Origin of the sequence: Glycomyces xiaoerkulensis, assembly GCF_002798405.1 — a bacterium.
In the GTDB taxonomy this organism is placed as follows: Bacteria; Actinomycetota; Actinomycetes; order Mycobacteriales; family Micromonosporaceae; genus Glycomyces; species Glycomyces xiaoerkulensis.
Genome location: NZ_PGGV01000003.1, coordinates 186,179 through 201,290, shown reverse-complemented (window position 1 = coordinate 201,290; position 15,112 = coordinate 186,179). Strand labels below are relative to the sequence as shown.

Annotated in this window: 14 protein-coding genes; 4 read left to right on the top strand and 10 right to left on the bottom strand. The window is 70.2% G+C overall.

Going from position 1 to position 15,112, the window contains the following annotated elements:
* Position 1: 1 nt before the first annotated feature.
* From CUT39_RS00860 to CUT39_RS00845, 4 genes are all read right to left on the bottom strand, one after another.
* A complete protein-coding gene (locus CUT39_RS00860) occupies positions 2–883 on the bottom strand; it encodes a carbohydrate ABC transporter permease (RefSeq protein ID WP_100444068.1) in 882 nt (293 codons plus the stop codon).
* 5 nt (positions 884–888) lie between these two features.
* On the bottom strand, positions 889–1,818 hold the full coding sequence (locus tag CUT39_RS00855; protein ID WP_408611076.1) for a carbohydrate ABC transporter permease: 930 nt from the start codon (positions 1,816–1,818) through the stop codon (positions 889–891).
* Between the two features lie 116 nt (positions 1,819–1,934).
* Positions 1,935–3,230: an ABC transporter substrate-binding protein gene (locus CUT39_RS00850; protein ID WP_100444048.1), complete on the bottom strand. Its 1,296-nt coding sequence runs from the start codon at positions 3,228–3,230 to the stop codon at positions 1,935–1,937.
* Positions 3,231–3,453: 223 nt separating this feature from the next.
* Complete coding sequence (locus CUT39_RS00845) at positions 3,454–4,659, bottom strand: ROK family transcriptional regulator (protein ID WP_100444047.1); 1,206 nt, start codon at positions 4,657–4,659, stop codon at positions 3,454–3,456.
* Positions 4,660–4,766: 107 nt separating this feature from the next.
* Here CUT39_RS00845 and CUT39_RS00840 point away from each other — a divergent pair, with 107 nt between their 5' ends.
* Positions 4,767–5,744, top strand: coding sequence for an aldo/keto reductase (locus CUT39_RS00840; RefSeq protein WP_100444066.1), 978 nt, complete (start codon positions 4,767–4,769; stop codon positions 5,742–5,744).
* A gap of 6 nt (positions 5,745–5,750) precedes the next feature.
* Here CUT39_RS00840 and pfkB read toward each other — a convergent pair whose 3' ends face one another.
* Complete coding sequence (gene pfkB / locus CUT39_RS00835) at positions 5,751–6,686, bottom strand: 1-phosphofructokinase (protein WP_232805504.1); 936 nt, start codon at positions 6,684–6,686, stop codon at positions 5,751–5,753.
* A 160-nt stretch (positions 6,687–6,846) separates the two neighbouring features.
* Between pfkB and CUT39_RS00830 the strand changes: the two genes are divergently transcribed.
* Both CUT39_RS00830 and CUT39_RS00825 read left to right on the top strand, forming a co-directional pair.
* Positions 6,847–7,356, top strand: coding sequence for an O-acetyl-ADP-ribose deacetylase (locus CUT39_RS00830; protein ID WP_100444045.1), 510 nt, complete (start codon positions 6,847–6,849; stop codon positions 7,354–7,356).
* Positions 7,357–7,419: 63 nt separating this feature from the next.
* A complete protein-coding gene (locus CUT39_RS00825) occupies positions 7,420–8,304 on the top strand; it encodes a hypothetical protein (RefSeq protein ID WP_100444044.1) in 885 nt (294 codons plus the stop codon).
* A 39-nt stretch (positions 8,305–8,343) separates the two neighbouring features.
* On the opposite strand, the gene CUT39_RS00820 is transcribed toward CUT39_RS00825, so the two are convergent.
* Genes CUT39_RS00820 through CUT39_RS20080 form a run of 3 tightly spaced genes read right to left on the bottom strand, consistent with a single transcriptional unit; the run spans position 8,344 to position 11,545 of the window.
* Positions 8,344–8,538 carry a hypothetical protein gene (locus CUT39_RS00820; protein ID WP_100444043.1) on the bottom strand — a complete coding sequence of 65 codons (195 nt, stop codon included), beginning with the start codon at positions 8,536–8,538 and terminating at the stop codon, positions 8,344–8,346.
* 60 nt (positions 8,539–8,598) lie between these two features.
* Positions 8,599–9,684 (bottom strand): class I SAM-dependent methyltransferase, encoded by a 1,086-nt coding sequence (locus tag CUT39_RS00815; protein ID WP_100444042.1) that lies wholly within the window; start codon positions 9,682–9,684, stop codon positions 8,599–8,601.
* 22 nt (positions 9,685–9,706) lie between these two features.
* Positions 9,707–11,545 (bottom strand): hypothetical protein, encoded by a 1,839-nt coding sequence (locus CUT39_RS20080; RefSeq protein ID WP_100444041.1) that lies wholly within the window; start codon positions 11,543–11,545, stop codon positions 9,707–9,709.
* 322 nt (positions 11,546–11,867) lie between these two features.
* On the opposite strand from CUT39_RS20080, the gene CUT39_RS00805 reads away from it, so the two are divergent.
* Entirely contained in the window at positions 11,868–13,526 is a 1,659-nt protein-coding gene (locus CUT39_RS00805; protein ID WP_100444040.1) for a glucuronyl esterase domain-containing protein, read from the top strand.
* Here the strand turns inward: CUT39_RS00805 and CUT39_RS00800 are convergent.
* Positions 13,507–13,911 (bottom strand): hypothetical protein, encoded by a 405-nt coding sequence (locus CUT39_RS00800; RefSeq protein WP_157930412.1) that lies wholly within the window; start codon positions 13,909–13,911, stop codon positions 13,507–13,509. The genes CUT39_RS00805 and CUT39_RS00800 overlap by 20 nt on opposite strands.
* Positions 13,912–14,301: 390 nt before the next feature.
* Positions 14,302–14,973, bottom strand: a complete 672-nt coding sequence (locus CUT39_RS00795; RefSeq protein ID WP_100444038.1) for an NAD(P)H-binding protein — start codon at positions 14,971–14,973, stop codon at positions 14,302–14,304.
* Positions 14,974–15,112: the final 139 nt, after the last annotated feature.

Below are 15,112 nucleotides of genomic sequence, written 5' to 3'. Positions count from 1 at the left end.
TTCAGCCTTTGAGTCCGGTTTGGGCGACGCCTTGGACCAGATACCGCTGCAGGAACAAGAACACGAACACCAGCGGCAGGATCGCGACCGCCGCGGCGGTGAACAACTGCGGCAGATTGATCGACTGCGAGGTCAGAAACGTCGACAACGCCACCTGCACCGTCCACGAGTCAGGCGACCGCCCGATCACCAACGGCCACAGGAACGCATTCCACGAGGTCACGAACGTGATCACCGCCATCGCGGCCATGAACCCCTTCGAGTTCGGCATCACGATCCGCCAGAACGCACCCCAGTAGCCCAACCCGTCCACCCGGGCGGCCTCCTCCAGCTCTCTGGGGAAGCTCAGGAAGTACTGCCGGCACAAAAAGGCCACGAACCCGTTGAACAACGGCGGGATGATCAACCCCCGCAGATCCGAGACCCACCCCAGGCTGGAGACCAGCACGAAACTGGGCACGAACGTGATCGCGCTGGGCACCATCAACGTCGCCAGAATCGCATAGAAGATCTTGTTCGCATGCCGGTGGGAGATCCGGGCCAGCCCGTACCCGGCGGTCGAACACAGAAACAGCGTCCCGACCGTGGTCAGCACCCCCACCACCGCCGAGTTCCACAGACTCCGCCCCATCGGCACCTTCGGATCGTTGAACAACTCGGCCACGTTCGACCACGCCGGCGAGGAGGGAAACCACATCCACCCCGGCGCGGTGATCTCCTCGGTCGTGGCCAGGGCATTGCGCACGATCAGATAGAACGGCACCAGAAACACCGCCGCCAGCAGCGACAGGCCGACCAGGTTGGCCGCCCGGGAGGCGGCCGAGCCGGCCCCGGGCCGGTAGCCCACCGGCCGCCGCCGGCCCTTCACACCAGCCGCCACCATCGCCCTCACCGTCCTTCCGGTTTGCCGAAGCCCAGGACCTTGCCCTGGAACAGCGTCACCAACGCGATCAACAACGCCAGGATCAACGCCCCGGCCGAACCCCGACCCAGATCCTGCACCGTCCCCAACGAGGTATGGAACAAATACACCAACGGCGTCCGCCCATAGGGCACGTTCCCCGAGTTCGGCAGCAGGTTCCAGAACTCATCGAAGGCCTGATAGGCCTGGATCAGCACCAGCATCAGCACCGCCACCGACGTCGCCCGCAGCCCCGGCAGCGTGATATGCCAGAACGTCTGCCGCCCCGGCTTCGCCCCGTCCACATACGCCGCCTCATACAAATGCTCGGGGATCTGCTGCAGCGCGGCGATGAACAGAATCATGTAGAACCCGCACTGGATCCACAACCGCAGCGTCGCGATCACCAGCCAGAACCACGGCGGATCATTCCCGTTCAACCACGCGATCGGCCCGACCCCGAACCAGCCCAGCACCGTGTTCACCAGCCCGTAATGCACCCCGGTGAAGATCGACATCTTCCACACCAGCGAGGCCAGCACATACGAACAGGCGAACGGCAGAAAGAACACCGACCGGAAGAACGCCCGCGCCACCCGAACCCGGTTGACCGCCAACGCCAACCCCAGCGAAGCGGCGAACGTGACCGGCACGATGATCGCCGCGAACAGGGTGAACGTCCACAGACTCCGCAGGAAGTTCGCATCGGTCAACATCGAGGCGAAATTGGCGAACCCCACGAAGTCCTCGGCCGCCGGCGTCACGGTGTTGCGCGCATCGAAAAACGACAAAAACGCCGACCAGGCCACCGGCACATAGGTGAACATCACCAACCCGGCCAGGAACGGCCCCACGAAATACCAGAACGCCGCGCCCCGGCTCCCCAGACGCCGGCCGACCCGGGCACGCCACGACACCCCCGACCGGCCCGCCCCGGCCCCGGTATCAGCACCAGGGCCGGAGCCGGAGCCGGGGCCGGGGCCGGGGGTGCCGGTCTCGGTTTCGGTTTCGGTTTCGGTCACCGCCGGCCCCGCTACCCGAAGATCCCGTCGAGCTCGTCGTTGACCGTCGCCACCGCCGCGGCCAACTCCTCCTCCGGATCGGCCCCCTCGATGACGATGTTGCTCATCATGTCGTTGACCGCCGTGTTCATCGCCGGCGTCCAATCCGGATCCTCGGCCCACCCGAACTCATCGGCGATCGCCACCGCCTCCGCCGCCGGCCCCGAGGTCAACTCATCGGCCTGGGCCCGCAGCGACAACCGCGAGGGGATATGGAACCCGTACGACAGGCACCAATCCAGAATGAACTCCTCATGATCGACCCACAACCACTTGGTGAAGGCCTTGGCCGCCTCCACATTCGGGCCGTTCGCGTTCACAAACGCCGACCAGCCCCCGTTGAACACCGTCGGCGCCCCCCCGGCGAAGCCCGGACACGGGAAGATCCCGATATCATCGCCCAACCCCTCCAACAGCGCCGGCATCGTCCACAGGCCCGTCCACGACATCGCCGTCAACCCCTGCAGCATCGACGACGGATCCCACCACGCGGTCGGCGCCCCCAGCAGCAGCGCCCCCGACTCCGACAACCGACGCACCGACCCCGCCCCCTCGGCCATCCGCGCATCATCGAACCCCGCCTGCCGGTCGGCGCCGATGAACGACAACCCCAGACTGTGGATCATGTGCTGACCCAACCGGTCGGCCCCGCTGGCCTCACCGAAATCGATGCCCTTGACCTCACCGGAATCCAACTCCACGGCCATATCGACCAACTCATCGAACGTCTCCGGCGGCCCGGCGATCCCGGCCGCCTCGAACATGCTCGGCCGATACACGATGTACTGCGGATCATCGATCATCCGAATCCCGTACACCGTCCCATCCAGCGTATTCCGCGCCAGATCCGACTCCGGAATGTCATCGATAACATCCGCGACCAGGTCATCCAACGGCTCCAACTGCCCGGCCTCGACCATCCCCCGATTGAGATGACTCTCAAAACAGTCCGGCGCCTCGTCCTCGGCCAGCAGCCCCGACGACAACGCCGCATCGTAATCACCCGGGATCCACTCCACCCCCACCCGCGCATCCGGATACGCCGCCGCATAATCCAACGCCGCCTGCTGCGTCCCGGCCTCCCCGTACTCGTGATACCACTGCGACAACACCGGACCGTCACCATCGGCCTCCCCACGCCCGGTATTACCACCACACGCCGACAACACACCCGCACCAGCGGACAACCCGCCCAACGCGAACACACCCCGACGACCCAACACCGGCCCCGAAAACGAACCACCGAAACCCTTGCCTGAAGCGACCATGTCAAACTCCTTGATCTTCCGAGAGGTTGAGCGAAGGGCTCCAGCGCGACCTCGACCGATGATCGATGCCGCGGCGGAGACCAACACTCATCGATTCACCCCAGTCTTGCCGGAGCTAACTCCCTTTGTCAATGGGTTGAATTAAGGTTTCTCACGGGCGCGCTCCCACGAGCAGCCCGCCGGTGGCCGCTGAAATTCGAATATGCCTGGGGCGTCCTCGAACTCAGCGTCGCGAGCGGGCTCCGACGGTGTTGATCAGATTGAGATGCCCCTCGAGCGCGAGCGCCGCCGCGCCGAGGCTCACCATGTTGCGGGTCTGGTGGTTCACCTTGAGCTCCAGGGCCTTCAGCGGGACCTCCATCGCCTGCTCGGGAAGCCGCCGCTCCACTTCGGGCAGCAGTCCCTCCCCCAGTTCCCTCATGACCCACCCGATGAGGACCACCAGGTCCGGGTTGACGATGTTCACCAGGTTCGCCACCCCGAGCGCGAGACTGCGCGAGACCGCCTCGACGGTCCGCACCGCCGAGTCCTCCCCCGCCCGCCAGGCCGCCGCCAGCGCCGCCAGCGCCTCTGCCTGCGATCCTTCGGCCGCGCGGGGATCGAGCTCGCCCCACCGGCGCAGGATGGCCGGGGCGCCCACGTGGGCTTCGACGCAGCCGCGAGCGCCGCAGCGGCACTGCGGTCCGTCGGGGTCGATGGTGGTGTGCCCCCACTCCCCGGCCGAGTTGGTGGCGCCCCGGTACAGGTCGCCGTTGAAGGCCAGGCCGGCGCCGACGCCGGTGCCGAGGTTGACCACCGCGAGGCGGTCGACGCCGCGCCCGTCGCCGAACCACAGCTCGCCGACCGTCACCGTCTTCAGCGGGTTGTCGAGGTAGACCGGCACGTCGACCCGGAGGCGCTCGGTCAGCAGGGCGCGGAAGGGCACGTTGCGCCAGTTCCAGTTGGGGGCGAAGGTGGACACGCCGCCCGCCACGTCCACCTGGCCGGGCAGGCTCACGCCGAGGCCGAGGATCGGCCGCCCGCCGAGGCGGTCGGAGACGGTCTCTATCCCGTCGACGAGGTGGCCGATGACCTCGTCGGGGGTGTTCTCGCTGGTGTCGAGGGGCTGCCAGACGCGGTCGACCACGGTCAGGCCGAGGTCGTAGACCTCCAGGTGCACGTAGGTCTCGGCGACGTCCACGCCGATGAGCACGCCGCCGGAGGTGTGGGGGGCCAGCAGCGCGCGGGGGCGGCCGCCGCCGGATTCCTCGCGTCCGACCTCGACGACGACGCCGAGCTCGATCAGGTCGGTCACCAGGTTCGAGACGGTGGCGACGCTGAGATCGGTCTCCCTGGCGACGAGCTGCCGCGAGGTCGGGTTGTCCGCTATGAGATGCCGGAGCACCGAGAAGCAGTTCCGGATGCGGATATCGCGCGAGGTGGACTTCATGGATTGAAGCGTACGTCGGCCGGCCACCTTTGTAAATGGGTTATATGAAGGCGCGCATCCGTCGCGCTACCGCGGCCTTCCGAGTTCGACTCGCTATGCTCGCGGACATGGAACAGCGAACACTCGGCAGGACCAGCACCCGGATCGGCGTCATCGGATTCGGCGCCTGGCAGATCGGCGCCGCCTGGGGCGAGGTGAGCGAGCAGGACGCCGACGCCGCCCTGGAGGCCGCGATCGCGGCCGGGGTGACGTTCTTCGACACCGCCGACGTCTACGGCGACGGACGCTCGGAACGGTTCATCGGCGCGCTGCTGAAGCGCCACCCGGGCATCACGGTGGCCACCAAGATGGGGCGCCGGGTGGAGCAGGTCCCGGACAACTACGACCGCGACCACTTCCGGGCCTGGAACGACGACTCGCGGGCGAATCTGGACGTCGACACCATCGACCTGGTGCAGCTCCACTGCCCGCCGACGCCGGTCTACCACTCCGAGGCGGTCTTCGACGAACTCGACGCGATGGTCGAGGAGGGCCGCATGCGCGCCTACGGGGTGAGCGTCGAGACCTGCGACCAGGCGCTGGCGGCGATAGCGCGCCCGAACGTGGCGACGGTGCAGATCATCCTCAACCCGTTCCGCCAGAAGCCCCTCGACGAGGTCCTGCCGGCGGCCGAGAAGGCCGGGGTAGGCATCATCGCCCGCGTCCCGCTCGCCTCGGGGCTGCTGTCGGGCAAGTACACCTCGGCCACGACGTTCTCCGCCGACGACCACCGCAACTTCAACCGGCACGGCGAGGCGTTCGACGTCGGCGAGACGTTCGCCGGTGTGGACTACGAGACCGGGCTGGCCGCGGTCGACCGGCTGCGCCCGCTGGTGCCCGAGGGGATGTCGATGGCGCAGTTCGCGCTGCGCTGGATCCTGGACCAGCCGGGCGTCTCGGTGGTCATCCCCGGCGCGCGCAACGCCGCCCAGGCCGAGGGCAATGCCGCGGCGGCCGGTTTCGCGCCGCTGCCGTCCCGGACCCACGCCGAGGTCGCGGCGGTCTACGACGAGCTGATCCGCCCGCAGGTTCACGACCGCTGGTAGCGGACGTCAGGCCAGCACCCGCCCGAGGTCCGGGGACGGCGTCGTCGCGACCGCGTCGAGCCCGATGTCGTCCGGGCCGGGCACGCGGCTGCCCGGCAGCGTGACGGCGGCGGCGCCCCAGGCGACGGCGGCCGCCAGCGCGCCGGGCCCGGCCCCGCCCGCGGCGAGGAACCCGGCGAGGGCGGCGTCGCCGGCGCCGACGGTGCCGACCACGGGGCCGGCAGGGGCGGTGGCATGGTGGATGCCCGAGTCGTCGACCAGGATCGCGCCGTCGGCGCCGAGGGTGGCCAGGACCGCGCCGGCGCCGCGGCCGCGCAGGAGTTCGGCGGCTTTGACCGCGTCGCCGAGGGTGGCCACGGGTGCCCCGGAGGCGGCGGCGAGCTCGTCGAGGTTGGGTTTGACCAGGTCGGGTCCGGCGTCGAGGCTGGCGTTGAGCGCCGGGCCGGAGGTGTCGACGGCGGTTCCGGCTCCGGCGGCGCGGGCGCGTTCGACCAGGCGGGCGTAGCTGTGGTCGGGGGCGCCCGGCGGGAGGCTCCCGCAACCGGCGATCCACGCCGCGTGCGGGTCGGCGGCCGCCGCCAGGAGCGCTTCGGCCTCGGCCGGGGTCAGGCGGGGCCCGGGCTCGTTGAGCTTGGTGACGGTGCCGTCGGCTTCGGCGACGGTGAGGTTGGACCGGACCGGTTCGGCCACGGGCACCGCGGTGTGGGGGACGCCGTCCCGTTCCAGCAGGGCGAGCAGCTCGGCGCCGGTGCCGCCGCCGACCGACAGGACCGCGCGGGTGGGCAGGCCGTGGGCGGCGAGCGCGCGGGAGACGTTGACGCCCTTGCCGCCGGCGTCGGTACGCACGGGTCGGGCGCGCTGGAGGCGGCCGCGGCGCAGCCGGTCGACCCGGACGGTGCGGTCGAGACTCGGGTTGGCGGTTACGGTGACGATCGTGCTCACTCGCATCGGTTATACACGGCGGTGCCCGATCCGGTCGGCACGGCCGCGGCGCTGCCGCAACGACATCCGCCTCGAGCCGGGACGCCACCGCCCAAAATCATCACAAGCCGTAAAATGCCCACCTCACGCACCAATCGCAATCCCATGTTTCAATGCGGGTATGGCGGTAAGGATCATCAGCGGCGATATCACCGAGCAGCGCGTTGACGCGATCGTCAACGCCGCGAACTCCTCCTTGATGGGCGGCGGGGGCGTCGACGGCGCCATTCACCGACGTGGCGGGCCGGCCATCCTCGAGGAGTGCCGGCAGTTGCGGTCGAGCCAGTTCGCCCAAGGGCTGCCGGTCGGCCGGGCGGTCGCGACCACGGCCGGGAACCTCCCGGCGCGGTGGGTCATCCACACCGTCGGCCCCGTCTACTCCCCCGATGAGGACCGCTCTGAGCTGCTGGCGTCGTGCTACCGAAACTCGCTGCAGGTCGCCGACCACCTCGGCGCCGATTCGATCGCGTTCCCGGCGGTCTCCGCCGGGGCCTACGGCTGGCCGGCCGAATCGGCCGCCCGGATCGCCTACGAGACCGTCACCGCCGCCGACGGATCCATCGCCGACATCCGCTTCGTGCTGCTCGACCCCGAACTCCTTCGTGCCTTCGAGAGCACCGCTGCCGGTTGAGCCCGGCCTGTCCGACCCCGGCTGTACGGTCGGCCGCTCATGAACCGACGAAGGGATGCCGGGATGAAACAGCTCAGCAGGGAGCGGTTCGCCGACGCCGAACGCTACCTGGTCCGCAACGCCAGGCTCATCGAACGACGGCGGTTCGAACACGCCTTCCGCGGGGGCGACCCCGAGCCGGTGCGCAGCGCTCTGCACGGATACCGGAACCGCGACGGCGCGTTCGCTCTCGCTCTGGAGCCCGACCTGCGCGGGGCCACCGGCCAGCCGCAGCAGATCGAGATCGCCTTCTGGATCCTCGACGAGATCGGCGGCTTCGACGACCCGGCGGTGCGCGCTGCCTGCGACTGGCTGGAGAAGCACTCCACCGACGAAGGCGGGGTGCCGTGGGTGCTGCCGAACGTGGTCGACGCCGAGCGCGCGCCGTGGTGGCAGCCGCAGGGCGGGCCCGACGGTCCGGCGCCGGCGTCGATCAATCCGACCGCGCCGCTGGCGGGGCTGCTGCACGCGCATGACGTCGACCACCCATGGCTGGAGGCGGCGACCGCGTTCTGCTGGGACCGTATCGCCGGTCTGAGCGAGGTCGGCGCCTACGACGCCCTCTGCGTCCTGGCGTTCCTGGAGCGCGTGGGCGACCGCGATCGGGCCGAGGCCGAATTCGACCGGCTGCGGGACTCGCTGCGCGGGGCCGCCGCGCTCGATCCCGACGCGCCCGGGCACGTGCACTCGCCGCTCGACCTGGCTCCGAGCCCGGATGCGACGGCCCGGCGCCTGTTCACCGAAGAGGAGATCGACCGGCACCTCGACGCCCTCATCGACGCCCAGTCAGACGACGGCGGCTGGGGGCCGAATTTCCCGATGTGGACGCCGGTGGTGACCCATGAGTGGGGCGGCTTCCTGACCTTGGCGCGGCTCCGCACCCTGGACGCCTACGGCCGCCTCGCCTGAGGCCGGTGCGGGCCGTGGTGCCGCCGGACGGTGCGGCCTTCAGTCCCGGTCCTCGTCCTCGCGGGGCCAGGCGAGCGACACGATCATCACCGCGGTGCCGATCAGGAGCGCCGCGGTCAGGAAGCCCGGATCGATCGACATCAGCGCCCCGAGGCCCTGGGCGAGGAACGGCGAGGCCATCGCGATGACCACGGCCAGCGCGATCCATCTCGAGTGGCGCTGCAGTTGGCGCATGCGTCTCCTTTCGGGGTCCGCCTACGAGCGTACCGACCGGGCGGGAGTGCGCCGGGCCCGCTAGCCGCGCATGAGGTAGAACCGCCAGAAGTCGTTCTCGATGGGGGCCACTTCGAAGTCGGCGTAGCCCGCTTCAGCGGCCCAGCGGGCGACGGTGGGGGCGCGGAGCATGGTGCCGTTGGCCTCCACCGGGTCCTCGGCGATGGTGGCCGGGAGGCAGTGCAGGACGCTCCATCCGAACTGGAATCGTTCGAGCAGGTCGCCGTCGGCGCTGAGGTCGTCGGCGACGCGCTCGTCGCCGACCAGCACGGCGCCGCCGTCGGAGAGCAGCGAGCGGGCCGTCCGCAGGACGCCGGCCGGGTCGCCCATGTCGTGCAGGGTCTCGTACATCGTGACCAGTTCGAAGCGCTGTTCGGTGGCCAGCTCGGCGGCGTCTGCATCGGTGAAGGACACGCGGCCGGTCAGGTCGGCCTCGTTCGCCGCGGCGCGCGCCTCGACGATCGAGTCCTTGTCGAGGTCGACGCCCACGACCTGCGCGTTCGGGTAGGCGCGGGCCAGCTCGAGTGTGGAGTGGCCGCAGCCGCATCCGAGGTCGAGGATGCGAGGTCGCGTGCTCTCGCGCAGCCGCCGGTCGACCTCGGGGACCGCGGCGATCCACTCGGGCAGCTCGTGGAGGAACATGGGCCGGTTGATCCCGGCGATGCCGCGCCTGATGTCCTCGCCGTAGTCGCCGTACGGGACGCCGCCGCCGGTGCGGTAGGCGTCCAGGACCTGTGGGAGCACGCTGGTCACACCGGCGAGCATCCGGACCGCGGGCGCGACGTGGAAGGGGCTGTCGGCGTCGGTCAGCACCTCGGCGTGGGCCTCGGGAATCCGGTAGCGGCGCTCATCGGCCGGAGCGGTGAGGTCGTCGCAGGCGAGGTAGCCCGCGCTGGTCTGGTGTTCGAGCCATTCGCGCGCGTACCGGGCGTCGATGGCGGCCGCGTCGGCGAGCGCGGCCGGGTTCGCGTCGCCGAGGTCGGTGAGCGCGTGGTAGAGCCCCAGTTTGGTGCCGAGGTAGACGCTGAGCGTCTCCAGCGATCGGGTCACGTCCTCGATCAACCGCTCGGCGAAGGCCTCGCGAGGATCGGTATCAATAGTGGTCATGATCACACCTTAGTACGACCGGTCAGTTGGTGCGGGTGTTGGGAAGGTGGTCGCCGAGGTAGCCGATCCAGATCTTGCCGGTGGGGCCGCCGGCGTCGTCGAGGAAGTGCATCCGGGGCGCGGGGGTGCCCACGCGGCGGAGTTTGATGTGGGAGGGCATGTAGACCCGGCCGGAGGGGTCGACGTGGGTGGGGACGCGGAAGGTGCGGGCCGCCCGGTACTTGGGTCGGCCGCTGACGCTGTCGGATTCCTTCATGGACACCATCGTCGGGGTGATGGCCGGCTGGCCGGGGAGCGGGCGGCCGCACCAGTCGTAGAAGCCGCCGGTGAACCGTTCCTCGGTTCGGGCCGCGGCGTAGGCGTCGAGGGCCCGCAGGGCGTCCCAGGCCTTGCCGGTCCAGCGGCGGCACAGCCTCGGATAGGTGACGTCGAGCTTGGCGACCTCGGGGTCGAGCGATTCCGGCAGGTCGACGCGCGGCAGGTGCTCGCGGGCGTGCTGGACCACTTCCATGAGGGTGTCAGCCGCCCAGGCCTCGCCGGGGGCGTCGATGCCGTAGACGGGGTCGGCGTGCTCGGCCAGGCGGCCTTCGAGCCAGCGGATCCGTGCGTGGGCGCGGCGCTCGTCCTGCACGAGCAGGTCGTAGTCGACTTCGAGCCGGCCGTAGTCCTTGCGCAGTTGTTCGAGTTCGCGTTCGCGGTCGTCGTGGCGGCTCGGCCGGTCGCTGAGGACCCCGGCGTCCTCGATGGCGTGGACCAGGGCCGACAGGTGCGCCGACATGGTGCCGATGCGGCGGCTGGTCTCGGAGTCGCCGCCGCGTGCCATGTCGACCAGTGCCTCGAGTATGCCGTCGGCGAGGCTTCCCGTGACCTCCTCGGAGACCCGTTCGGCCACTTGGGCGACCGCGTCCGGCGGGAAGGGATCGGGCCGGTCCGGCTCGGGGGCGGGTTCGGACGGCCGGCGCGGCGCGGGCGGGCGGCCGCGGGCGAGCTCGGCGGGGCTCGGCGGGGCGGCGTGCAGGTGCTCGGGGGCGGTCCGGCCGGACAGTATGCGGGAGATCCGGGGCATGGTCTGGCGGACGTCGGTGGGGAGCGGGCGGCGGACGGCCTGCTCGACCACGCCGTCGATCACCACTTCCAGGGCGCGTTCGCCCTGGTCGCGGATCGCTCCTCCCCCGCGCACCGGGTGCCGGGCCGGGTGGGCCTCGTTGCCCGGGGTCAGGCCGGGCATGTAGGTGCGCAGGCCGCCGCCGAAGACGGTGAGGTCCCGGCCGAGCCGGCGGTTGAGCACGTCCTGGGTGGGGACGTCGAACAGCCGCACCACCGCCGCGATCCCGGCGAGCGCCTCGGACAGGAGGGCGGCATGGGCGTCGACCACTCGGGGATCGGCGCGGTCGACGGTGAGGACGATGATCGGCACGGTCCGGCCGGGGTGGGCGAGCCAGCCGACGAGCTGGTCGACCTCCTCCCGGCCGGCCACGTGCGGGGCGGCATCGAGGGGGATCGCGCCGTCGGTGGGGCGCCCGGTCTCCATGAAGCGGGCGGTGAGCGCGGGCGCGCGCACCGGTTCGGCTCCGGAGGACAGGTCGCCTTCGACGGTGACGGCCGCCCAGTTGTCGGTCTCCCGGCGGCCCTTGGCCCAGGTGGCGGTGGTCCGGAGGCGTCCGGCGCCGGTGGGGAGGTCGCGGACGTAGCGGCCGCACACGTCGTTGTCGGCCAGGGTGACCCGGGTACGGCCCTTGGAGCGCTCCAGGTGCGGAGAGAGGTCGTCCTCGATGGAAGCCCAGGCGGCGAAGCTGCGGCGCAACCGGGGACCGAGCTTCGCGCCGGGATCGCGGAGGACGGCTTGAAAGTACTGCGTCATGGTGCCTCCACTTCGCTCCGTGAGCCTGCTGGGGCCACATGCTACTGCAGATTCCGCCGCGGTCGATCCATCAGTTCCAATAGGGACTGTCGGGGGACGGAGCCGGTCCGCCGGTTCGGCAACCGTCATCAAGAAGGTGTGCCGAAGCGCTTGCACATAGACATCAATCGATTTACACTATGGGCACCCTCACTGAAACTTTCACCGAAAATTTCGGCGTGAGTGGTCACTCCCCTCGACGCCGGCCGCGCGGGAACCACACCGCCTCCGGCCGCCCTTCACCGTCGATGATCGACCGTCACCCCAGACAAGGAACACTCCCATGGCATCATCGATCAGACCCGGGCCCCTGGCGGGCCGCACCCGACTCCGCACGACGATCATCGCGCTCGCGGCGCTCGCCGTCGCCGCGGCCGCGACGCTGGGACCGCGCGTCTTCAGCGCCGCCGCCGACGAATTCGACGGCGCCCACTGCGACGTGCCCGGCGGGGTCCCCGGCACCTCCGACTCCCTCCTGCCCGACCCGTTCACCATGACCGACGGCTCACCGGTCACCACCACGGCCGAGTGGGAATGCCGCCGGGCCGAGATCAAGGAACTGGCCGAGCGGACCATCTACGGCGACAAGCCCGACCCTCCCTCGAGCGTCTCGGGCAGCGTCTCCTCGTCCAACATCACCGTGAACGTCTCCGACCAGGGAGCCAGCACCAGCTTCTCGGCCTCGGTCACGACGCCGGGCGGCTCCGGTCCGTTCCCGGCCGTCATCGTCTACGGCGGCTTCGGTGCCGACACCGACACCATCCTCGGCGCCGGCGCGGCCATCATCGAATACGACCCCGGCTCGGTCGGCGCCGAAGGCACCGGCCGGAACAACAAGCAGGGCGCGTTCTACGACCTCTACGGCTCCTCCAGCGGCACCGGCGTCCTCATGGCCCAGGCCTGGGGCGTCAGCCGGATCATCGACGTCATCGAGCAGTCCGGCGGCAACATCCTCACCAACTCCACCGGCGTCACCGGCTGCTCCCGCTACGGCAAGGGCGCCTTCGTCGCCGGCGCATTCGACCAGCGCATCGACCTGACGATGCCGATCGAGTCCGGCACCGGCGGCGTCCCGGCCATGCGGTCGATCGCCCAGGAGAGCGACGCGCAGCCGCTCAGCAGCGCCTACGACGAGGAACCGTGGCTCGGCGACGCGTTCAGCTCCTACACCGGCAACCCGAGCGGCCTGCCGGTCGACACCCACGAGATCGTGGGCATGATCGCCCCGCGCGGCCTGTTCATCATGGAGAACCCGCACGTCGACTGGCTCGGGGCCACCTCGGGCAGCGTCGCGGCCCTCGGCGGCGCCGAGATCTACGACGCCCTCGGCGCCGGGAACAACATCTCCTACTGGTCGGACGTCTCCGACGGCACCCACTGCGCCTCCAGGAGCGAATGGCAGTCCCCGCTGCAGCAGAGCATCCAGGCGTTCCTGCACGACTCGGGTCAGGCGCCCGGCGTCTTCCGGGTCTCCAGCAGCAAGTCCGGGAACCTGGACCAGTGGCGGAACTGGCAGACCCCGACGCTGGAAGACGGCCCCGGGGAGACCAGCGAACCGCCCGAGACCTCGGAGCCGCCCGAAACCTCGGAGCCGCCCGAAACCAGCGAACCGCCGGAAACGAGCGAGCCGCCCGAGACGACACAGCCTCCGGCCGGTGACTGCTCGGCGGTGATCGAGGTGGTCAACGACTGGGGCTCCGGTTGGCAGGCCAACGTCTCGGTGACCGGCCCGACCGACGGGTGGACCCTGAGCTGGAACTGGCCGGGGAGCCAGGGCATCTCCAGCTCCTGGAACGCCCAGATCAGCGAGTCCGGATCGTCGGTGACCGCCTCCGACGTCGGCTGGAACGGCGGCATCGCCTCCGGCCAGACCCAGCAGGTCTTCGGCTTCATCGGAAGCGGACCGGCGACCGAACCCACCGTCACCTGCAACTCCAACTGACGACTGGAGAACTCGGGCCCCGCACCACCCGACCGGTGCGGGGCCCGTCAACGTGCGACGGTCCGGACGGCCCCGAAACGGGCCGGATACGTGCGCTGCTCGCCTTGGGGCCTAAGGACTTCCAGAACTTGGACGCGCGGCTCACCAGCATCTCGCGCTCAGCGCGGCCGAGGTGCTTGTCCAGTTCGTAGTTGAGGTAATGCGAAGGCGTCTTGGTGTCGAGCCTGAACACGTTGCCGAACCACCTGCCGGGCTCGCCGTCGACCAGCTCCCACAGTTCCACGATCTTCTCGCCGGGCGCGACGGTCATTCTGATGTGGAAACCGGAGACCTCGAGCTCCTCTGTGCGCACCCAGCCGGAGTTGGTCGGGTCAGGGTAACCCATCGGTTGCCTGGGTCGGCTCATGTGCAGGCCAGCCAATCCTTGCATTGATGACATTCCGGTCTCCATCATCGCAGACCACGGTATGCACGCAGGTGACAGACAGCGCGACACCGGACTGCACGAAAACAGCATAGCGATCGTAGTCGGATCGTCGCACACCGACCGGCCCGATCGATCCCGGTTCGCGGCGCGCCGGCCTGCCGGAGCAAGCCGCATGCCTCCCACCAGGGATGAGGGCCCGGTGGTGGGCTCGGGTCCCACCGGGACCGCTCCCGCATATACCCTTTGTGGACACTTGAACCTACAATAATCCACGGTTTGCAACGATTACCCACAGCGATCGCTTTCACCCCTCCGGGGCCCGCGCCACCCGTACGGGCCCTCCGGTGCTCAGGCGGCCTCGGGCGGGACGGTCCGGTCGACGGCCGTCGCGATGTCCTCGTCGCCGTTCACCAGCTCCAGCGTCCGGCGGCTCACGCGCGGCTCCTCCAGGATCCGAGCCAGGACGGCGGCCACATCGCCGCGGGTGACCGCCGAGCGGCCGACCTTCGGTTCGGCCAGGGTGACCCGACCGGTCGGCGCATCGTCGGTCAGGCGCCCCGGGCGCAGGACCACCCAATCGAGGCCTCGCGAGCGCAGATCCTCCTCTGCGCGGGTCTTGGCACGGATGTAGGCGGCCCAGACCTCGCCGCGTTCGGGGTCGGGATCCTCGCCGGCCCCCATGCTGGAGATCTGCACGAAGCGACCGACGCCGGCCCGCTCGGCGGCGTCGGCCATGAGGACCGATGCGGACCGGTCCACGGTGTCCTTCCTGTCCGCCCCGCTGCCGGGTCCGGCCCCGGCGGCGAAGACGATCGCGTCGACGCCTCCCAGCAGGCCCGAGACGTGCTCGGCGTCGGCCTGCTCGAGGTCGCACACGACCGCCCGGCCCCCGACTGCCACGACGTCCTCGACGTGGTCGGGATTGCGGACCAGGCCGGTGATGGCGTGTCCTCGGCCGGCCATGACCTCGGTCAGGCGCAGCGCGATCTTTCCGTGTCCTCCGGCGATGACGACATGCATGGTCCGAAGCCTAACCCCTGCGACCGGCATTCGGCCGCACCGCCGGTCGATCCGGGAGCGCGAATCGGCGCCGGGCCGCCGCGCGCCGACACGCCGAGCACGAACGAGTGGTTTGCCCGCCTTCGGCTCGGCACGTCGA

Bases quoted from the DNA above. Each gene is read 5' to 3' on its own strand.
- CUT39_RS00860 (WP_100444068.1), bottom strand. From the start codon at position 883: ATGGTGGCGGCTGGTGTGAAGGGCCGGCGGCGGCCGGTGGGCTACCGG.
- CUT39_RS00850 (WP_100444048.1), bottom strand. From the start codon at position 3,230: ATGGTCGCTTCAGGCAAGGGTTTCGGTGGTTCGTTTTCGGGGCCGGTG.
- CUT39_RS00845 (WP_100444047.1), bottom strand. From the start codon at position 4,659: ATGAAGTCCACCTCGCGCGATATCCGCATCCGGAACTGCTTCTCGGTG.
- CUT39_RS00840 (WP_100444066.1), top strand. From the start codon at position 4,767: ATGGAACAGCGAACACTCGGCAGGACCAGCACCCGGATCGGCGTCATC.
- CUT39_RS00830 (WP_100444045.1), top strand. From the start codon at position 6,847: ATGGCGGTAAGGATCATCAGCGGCGATATCACCGAGCAGCGCGTTGAC.
- CUT39_RS00825 (WP_100444044.1), top strand. From the start codon at position 7,420: ATGAAACAGCTCAGCAGGGAGCGGTTCGCCGACGCCGAACGCTACCTG.
- CUT39_RS00820 (WP_100444043.1), bottom strand. From the start codon at position 8,538: ATGCGCCAACTGCAGCGCCACTCGAGATGGATCGCGCTGGCCGTGGTC.
- CUT39_RS00815 (WP_100444042.1), bottom strand. From the start codon at position 9,684: ATGACCACTATTGATACCGATCCTCGCGAGGCCTTCGCCGAGCGGTTG.
- CUT39_RS20080 (WP_100444041.1), bottom strand. From the start codon at position 11,545: ATGACGCAGTACTTTCAAGCCGTCCTCCGCGATCCCGGCGCGAAGCTC.
- CUT39_RS00805 (WP_100444040.1), top strand. From the start codon at position 11,868: ATGGCATCATCGATCAGACCCGGGCCCCTGGCGGGCCGCACCCGACTC.
- CUT39_RS00800 (WP_157930412.1), bottom strand. From the start codon at position 13,911: ATGGGTTACCCTGACCCGACCAACTCCGGCTGGGTGCGCACAGAGGAG.
- CUT39_RS00795 (WP_100444038.1), bottom strand. From the start codon at position 14,973: ATGCATGTCGTCATCGCCGGAGGACACGGAAAGATCGCGCTGCGCCTG.